General features: G+C 40.8%; 5 protein-coding genes. 4 read left to right on the plus strand and 1 reads right to left on the minus strand.

The features are described 5' to 3' along the window. Positions 1-14: 14 nt before the first annotated feature. The 3 genes from GNE10_RS28715 (at position 15) to GNE10_RS28725 (ending at position 4,933) form a co-directional block, all read left to right on the plus strand. Positions 15-1,937: a TnsD family Tn7-like transposition protein gene (locus tag GNE10_RS28715; protein WP_185569075.1), complete on the plus strand. Its 1,923-nt coding sequence runs from the start codon at positions 15-17 to the stop codon at positions 1,935-1,937. A gap of 823 nt (positions 1,938-2,760) precedes the next feature. Beyond that, the gene (locus GNE10_RS28720) at positions 2,761-3,951 is read left to right on the plus strand and encodes an AbrB family transcriptional regulator (RefSeq protein WP_185569077.1); all 1,191 of its coding nucleotides are present in this window, start codon (positions 2,761-2,763) and stop codon (positions 3,949-3,951) included. 166 nt (positions 3,952-4,117) lie between these two features. Further along, entirely contained in the window at positions 4,118-4,933 is an 816-nt protein-coding gene (locus GNE10_RS28725) for a DUF1838 domain-containing protein (protein WP_185569079.1), read from the plus strand. Positions 4,934-4,975: 42 nt separating this feature from the next. Here GNE10_RS28725 and glsA read toward each other — a convergent pair whose 3' ends face one another. Then, positions 4,976-5,956 (minus strand): glutaminase A, encoded by a 981-nt coding sequence (glsA, locus tag GNE10_RS28730; RefSeq protein ID WP_185569083.1) that lies wholly within the window; start codon positions 5,954-5,956, stop codon positions 4,976-4,978. A gap of 887 nt (positions 5,957-6,843) precedes the next feature. On the opposite strand from glsA, the gene GNE10_RS28735 reads away from it, so the two are divergent. Next, positions 6,844-7,950, plus strand: coding sequence for a septal ring lytic transglycosylase RlpA family protein (locus tag GNE10_RS28735; RefSeq protein ID WP_185569081.1), 1,107 nt, complete (start codon positions 6,844-6,846; stop codon positions 7,948-7,950). Positions 7,951-8,034 lie beyond the last annotated feature (84 nt).

The raw sequence follows: 8,034 nt of genomic DNA on the forward strand, positions 1-8,034 counted from the left end.
ATATAATATAGGCTATGCTTGGTTTCTTTCCTAATCCTTACCCAAATGAATTGTTCTATAGTATTTGCGCTCGCTTTCAACAGAGAGTCTATTATACTAGCCAAATTTCAGTAATTCGAGATTTATTTCAAACAAAAAATGCAATTGCAATTGTTGATCTACCAAGCAGATTAAACAGATTTGTTGCTGCTTTACCCGTTGGACATTCTTACACAGTTGATAACTTCATAGACAATCACACTCTATTACCCTTTTATAGCCCTTTTCTGCCACGAGAGCGACTTCAACTTATTTGGCAAGATATGTGCAGTGATAATGGATCGAAAATTCATACACGCTTGGGAATTGTTGCTGGATTCATTGAAATTCCTTCTCACTTGCGTTTCTGTCCATTGTGTATGGAAGATGATCGCAAGCAGTTTGGCGAGTGCTACTGGCATCGTCCCCATCAGTTACCTGGTGTTGAAGTCTGTTCCACTCATGGAGTTTTTTTACAGAAAAGTCGTGTATTAACCCACAATCGCAGACGCATATCTGAATTTGTTTCCTTAGAACAGGCAACTCAAGTAATATCTCCTCGACCAATAGACCCTTTAAATCCTCGTCACAAAGTTCTGTTAAAGATTGCTACAGACATAGATTGGCTTCTGAATAATTGTCGCTTCGTCCCTGGCTTAGAAGCTTTGTATGAAAAATATCTATCTTTGGTAAAAACTAATCCAGAGTTAGTTACTTACACAGGTAGGATTCGTGTTCAGGAATTTTTGAGGCTCTTCAAAAATTACTACTCTTCCCAATTATTAGATTGGCTGCAATGCCCACTTGATGAGGAGATCCGCGATAACTGGCTTGCTCAATTAGTGCGTTTTCCTAAAAGGGTTCATCATCCACTACGTCATCTGCTACTTATCCACTTCTTGGGATACACAGCACAAGAATTTTTTGAGCTAAAACAAGCACCAAAACCATTTGGCAATGCTCCCTGGCCCTGCCTTAACCCTGTTTGCAGATTTTTTAAAAAACAGCAGATAAAGGAATGTCAAATTACATATAACCAGCAAAATCGCAAGCCAACTGGTACCTTTTTTTGTAGCTGTGGTTTTGTTTACTCTAGAATAGGTTCCGATCAATCACTAAAAGATCGCTTTGAATTCTCGAAAATCAAGGTTTATGGTTCTGTTTGGGAAGAATGCTTAAAAGCTTTCTGGGAAGACTCATCACTCACCCTTAAGGAGATTAGTCAACGCTTGGGGGTTCGGGTCAAGACAGTGCTTCGTCAAGCTGGTAGGCTGAAGCTTACCTTCCCCCGACCTAATACTAAGGCAAGAGCAACTGAGTTATGTCCCTCACTTAAGCCTCGTGTATTTTCATTTATTCAAGCTCCAGATATCCTCGAAAGTTGTCGTAAGCAATGGCTAGAGGTAATTGAAGCTAATCCTAAGGCGGGAAGAACACAATTACGAAGTCAAGCACCAGCAATTTATGGTCAATTATACAAATATGACAAAAATTGGCTTTTGGAGCATCTGCCGCCACCACTAACAAATAATGGTACTCTACATGTGGATTGGAATAAGCGCGATCTTGAAACGATGGAAGCTGTAAAGGTTGCTGCACAGTACTTGAAGCAAGATGCCAATCGACCAGTTTGGATTACTAGAACAGCGATAGCTAATTTACTCGATCATCCTGGAAGGGCTTGGGTGAAAAGACATCTTAACAGATTACCTATGACTGCAAAGGTTTTGGATGAGTTGGCTGAAACCAGAGAAGAGTTTGCAGTCAGAAGAGTGCAGTGGGCAGCGAATACTTTTTATCAAGAAAATATTATTCCTCAGAAGTGGCAACTAGTTCGCCGTGCAAGCCTACGCAAAGAAACGAGAGAGTTACCTTTGGTTAAGGAAGCGATCGCTGCTGCTCTAGAAGTTTTAAATTGACTAAATTGTGGCTCAGGCAACCAACTATAAATTCGCTATTCCCTTGTAACGGAGGCAGCGTTCTCCAATAATAAAAATTAACCTTCATTAACTAGTACATACGAACTTGTGACAGTTAAGATGTTTATTGTTTGCGGCTCACATTATATTACGGTTAGCATTTTCTTCAATAAAGAACTTTAACAAAAAATTGGCAACACAATAATCAGTATTTCAGGCGTTGCCAGTAAAGAACTTTATTGTTTGCGTACAAATAGACTTCTAAGAGAAGTCGGGAAAAGGGGAAAGGGGAAAGGGGAAAGGTTTTAAATCCCTTACCCTTTCCCCAGCCTTCACAAGCGCATTTTTGGGTTGGCAGACCACTACCCCCATCAAACAACTTTTTCGGCAAACCCAATTTATTGATTACGGGATGTGCGTCTCATCTGCCCTTGACATGAATGCCAAGATACCCTTACCACAAAATTAATCAATACCAATTCAAATATTGAGCCTTAATTCAGATAAAGTGCTTGTAAGTACTCTTTTCAATTAAGCATTTTTCTGCTGCTTAACTAACTCCTTGAATACCTGAAAGTTTTCTTCGATATCGACATGCACCACTGCTCTAAATTGCACACCCAGAATGCTAACTCTGTTAGATTTAATATATGACTTATTATTGTTTTATTTGCTGTAATTGCTGGAAGTGTTGAATACTTTCTGGGATATCGATATCTACTACCCCGGTTATTACGTATAGTAAATGATAACTAATCTTACATTTACCATCTGTCGCATTATTTTTGCAAATTAAATTAAATTAATAAAAAAGCTGATATCGATGAATCAAAGCCTCAGTGTTGCTCCCAACCTAGAAGAACACACTCATAAAAATCCTACTGTTAGCAAACAACAATTATTTGTAAAAAAATCAATTGTTCTTGCCCTCGAAATACTTTTAGCATTAACTGTGGGTATAAGTCTTGCAAAATTTCATATTGGTGGGATTGCTTGGATATTTGCTGGGATTGCAGCTGGTTTGGTAGTTCTCCAAGGAAGTCGAATTTTCTATGAATATTCTCCCAAACCAAACCGTACTGCTAGAAAAGTAGGGATGGCACTTGTAGGCTTGACTGTCGGCGCTTCCAATGCTCACGCTAATTTAGCTAATGTTGCTTCTGGTATTCCCATCTTTATTTTTCTGACTTTGTTTTTGTTGCTGTGTGGCACTTGCATTGGTTATTTATACTCTCGTGTTAGTAAAACTAACCTATTGACAGCATTGCTGGCTACAGTTCCAGGTGGTGTGGGAATTATGGCAGCGATCGCCGCTGATTACAATAAAGATGTGAGTTTGGTTGCTTTAGTTCAAGCAATTCGCGTTACCTCAGTAGTTTTCCTGTTTCCCTTCATCGCCAGAACATTAGTTGGTAATTCCTGGATGCAAACACTACCCGTCAAAAGTGCTTTGCTCGATTTCGATCCGTCTCAACTAGGATTACTTTTATTGCTGCTGGTAATTACTGCATTAGTAGTTTATCCTGCTATATTCTTCAAAATTCCTGCTGGGGATTTTTTTAGTGCATTGTTAATTGGTATTGGGTTTAATCCTTTGCTCAATTCCCTACCTTTTGTGAATGATATTAGCTTTACTCCACCACCTTTAGTTAACTTATTCGGTCAAATGCTGTTGGGAATTACCATTGGTGAGTATTGGGGAGACAAACCAAACTTTACCAAGCGGACTGTGGGCTATGCTTTGATGTCTGTGACCATGACCCTCGCAACTGGAGCGATCGCTGCTACACTTGCTATGCAATTAACCTCTTGGGACTGGTTAACCTGTCTTTTAGTCACAGCACCAGGAGGTTCAGCAGAAATGATCCTAGTTTCCCTAGCACTAAATCATCATGTTGAGATTGTCACAACTGGTCATTTAGTGCGACTAATTGCTATTAACAGTTCTTTACCTCTTTGGCTGTATTTATTTCGCTGTCTCGATAAGCAGCTTGATTCGGGGATTGGGGACTAGGGACTGGGGCATGGAAGAGGACAAGGGGGAAAGGGAAAAGGGTAAGGGGAAAAGGGTAAAGATTAAATTTATTCCTTTTCCCTTTAACCTTTAACCTTTTCCCTACCCAATACCTAATGACAAATTCGCTTATCCTTTTGTTATCCAGATACAAAGGATGTTTTAGATGGTTGCTCAAATCCAAGAACTTGAAGCGCAGCACTGGGTGAAAACTCGTTCTTCCCTCGATCCTGGCGAATCGACTTTTCTCATCTGGAAAGGTAAAATTTACGCTCTCATCCCTGGAGAGAAAAGACAACTTTTGTTTAAAATATTCGGATTGAGTGTTAGCAGGTGTATTCCCACAGAGGAAGGTAGCTGGGATTTTACTTCTAGAGAACTGACGTACTACCTAAATCCACAAACAGAGGAAGTTTTAACCAAGTGGGAAAATCCTTGGACAGGGGAGACAGTTCCAGTTATCCATGTTGCGAATAATCCCGTGCAGGGCATATTTAAGGGAAATTTTCCCGCCCAAGTAGACGGTGACAGCACAACCTTCATTTTTGATATATTCCCCTATTACCCCAATCCCTTAGCGGAAGATCCCAAGTTTGCTGAATACAGCCCACATCCAATTTATCAAGCAGCAGAATTATTTAAATTAACTGTGCCGACGGCGGATTTATTCAATCCTGAACTCTCTTCAGTTTCTCAACTCAAACTGAGTTGGGATAGAATTGGTCAATGGCTTCCCTGGATGAAAATGGGCGATCGCCCCGGTCAATTGCTCTACAGTGCTTTTGGTAGTAAAGTCAGTGGCATAGCAGAATTACCTCCATTCCTGCAAGACGAAATTAATAACCGCATTCCTTTATATAAACAAGCGCCAAAAGCTTTTATCGAAGGCGAAGATATGACTTCTTGGTTGTACTTCCAAAAACATTTTCAGGCTTACTTAGCTGGTGAAATCTTCCCACTTCCCCAAGGAGAAGAGTTATAAGTGTTGACTGATGACTGTTGACTGTTAACTAGGATATTTTCGTTAGTCTTTTCCTTGACACTCAAATAGATGTAGCCCTAAGCGTTGGGAAAGTTCTTCACACACTTTTACCCCCCGCACACTATTACCACGCACATCCAGTGGCGGCGAAAACACGCCAATGCCCATCTGATTGGGTACAACGGCAATAATCCCGCCACAAATCCCGCTTTTTGCTGGAATACCAATTTTGTAAGCCCATTCACCTGCAAAGTTGTACATTCCACAGGTGTACATCACACTCAGAATATCTTTGATGTAAGCCTTATCTACTGCCCGTTCTTTGGTGATGGGGTTAATACCTTTGTTAGCTAAAGTGGCCGCCATCACTGCTAAGTCTTGGCAATTCACCAGCACAGCACACTGTTGAAAATAAAGATCCAAGGCTTCTTCAATGTTGGGATCGATCATCCCAAAGTTGAGCATAAGATGTGCCATTGCGCGGTTGCGATGTCCTGTACTGCGTTCTGAGGTAAAAACTGACATATCAACGAACACATCGTGCCCAATATATTGCCGGAACATCTCTAGCATCCGGTTAAGGCGTTCGGTGGGGCCAGATCCTTTGATTAAGCTAGTGGTGGCGATCGCCCCGGCATTTACCATTGGGTTATAAGGTCGCTTCGATTGCTCATCCAAAATAATCGCGTTGAATGCATCCCCCGTTGGTTCGACGCCGACTCTTGTCAACATGTAATCGCGTCCACGATCTTCTAAGGCAAGTCCATAAGCAAAGACTTTGGAAATTGACTGAATGGTGAAGAACTGTTCCGAGTCCCCAACTTTGTGAACCTGACCATCTACGGTGGCAATACAAATGCTAAACAAGTCCGGGTTTACCTTTGCCAGTTCCGGAATGTATTTCGCTACTGCACCCTCGTTCAAAGACTTGTACTGGGAATGCAAGTCGTTGAGAACAGTTAATAATGATGACGAGTCTATTTCTGAATCTCCTGAATTTACTTGGTTTGCTAAGAGGCTGATAGCATTTTACGAAATAGCCGCTACATATATATGAAAAAATTCACTACAGTGCTATCTCTCTTGTTGCTTGTTCCATTTCCATATAATATTTGAACCAGTACTGATATTTAAAAATGTAATATGTAAAATTTAATACTAATAAGAAAATATTCACAAGCGATCGCCGAGCTTTCCCTATGTTTTTATAATTAATCGCCAAAAAAGTTCGCTTGCGTATTATTCTTTTTTTTATACACAGTAATACTAGTGTAGTAAGTAATATAAATTACTAAAGATAGCTTAGTTATCAATAATACCTGTTATGGTTAATTTAGCTAGAAAAAACTTCAAAACAAAGAGAATAAACTTGAAATGATTTAGAAGATAGTTTTATCTGTAACTCCTATTGCACAACAGTTACAGCATAATATTAAATTTTAATTAAATAATAAACTTTGAGTATTTATGCCGATGCCTTTTAATAAAAGTTATATTAGATAACTCATTAAAAACTGAAGAATTAATGTGATATAGAATACACATCTCATTGTGGGACTTACAAACAGATGTGGAGGAGGTACGATGAGTGTAGCCTCCAAAAAATGTAAAGTTTTGTTAAGAAAACTTTTACTTGCCGAAAAAAACGTTACACACTCAAAATCCGCATTCGAGCAAGGTTTCACCTTAAAAATACCAATTTAATTGAGATAAAGTTGTCAAGAATTACGGTAAAACCCTGATCCCCAAGCTAAAAGGTTCATGCTAGTCTGTTGCAGTTACAAAACACAAAGTGAAAAAGGAACGAGTTCGAGTTTTTAGGAAGGGAATTCACTGTTTACTAGCGAAAATCCCGCGAATTATAAGACTTAAGTTTTCTTAAGTTCTACAGTCGCTTTAAAATTGGACGCATGAATCAAAGACATTTCTGGACAATTGTTGCTCTGTCTCTGACTGTTTTGGGAATACCCTCAGTCGGTTGTACTCAAACCACAAAGGGAAATGCGCTAGCTTCCCAAAAATCGCCTGCATCTGATGTGGTGAAAGTCGGAGAGTACAAATCAAAAGCAGGGGAACAAACCTCGGATGCTGTGATTACACAAATTCATCCTTACAACATTGGAGGACGTAAGGCGGCAACTCTTTATATCAAAAATATTCCTGTTCTTACCTTTTTGAGTTCTGTATCAGATACAAGTTCTGAAACTAAAAAAGTTGGTGCAATAAACGAAACAGAGGGCGTACAATCATACGCCCTTATTGCTAGCAACTCACCTTCATCGGCGAGTGTTGGCAATGTGGCCGGAGCAAACAATCAGATTAATTCTGGTGACAAAGATCCTGTTGAGATAGCTGGAGTGATAGCAGCCAAAATTAACCAGCTAAACCAGGAAAATGTAGACGCGAGTAAGATTACCGTAAGTTGGAAAGCGGCGGGCGAATCTAAAGTTGCAAATGCCCAAAACAAAAGCTTCCCTGTGGAGGCGGGAGCTGGCGATCGCTATACAATCAAAGTTAACGGCCAAGAATTAGTAGAAATCAATCAAGGTACGCGGCTAGCAGATAGCACCAACAATCTCGCCCAAGATGCATTGCAAGCAACCAATCGCTTGCGGAGACTACTAGGCAATGCATCTCCCTTAAGCGAGATTGCCAATATGCCAGCGCGTCAGCCAATATCAACACCCAAGCTACCGCAGGAGATTGCCGTCGGCGGAGTCCGAGTTAGCTTCAAAGGCATAGCTTCTTATTACGGCTATGACGGTTCTGGCAATCGTACTGCTAGTGGTCAAAGATTCAATCCAGAAGGAATGACCGCAGCCCATCGCAGCCTACCCTTTGGTACGCAAGTTCGTGTGACCAACACCCGCAATGGTCGTTCTGTGGTGGTGCGGATTAATGACCGAGGGCCATTTATTCGGGGTCGAGTCATTGATTTATCTGCTGGTGCCGCTCGAATTTTGGGAATGATGGGTAGTGGCATTGCACCAGTACACGTTGAGGTGTTGGGAAGATAAGGGACTGGGGAAGGTGGCAACGCCTTGGGGAAAGGTAAAAGATAAAAGGGGAAAGGGGAGACGGAAAGATGGGGGAGTGTGGGG

It is taken from the genome of Nostoc sp. 2RC (assembly GCF_014222165.1).
GTDB lineage: Bacteria > Cyanobacteriota > Cyanobacteriia > Cyanobacteriales > Nostocaceae > Nostoc > Nostoc linckia.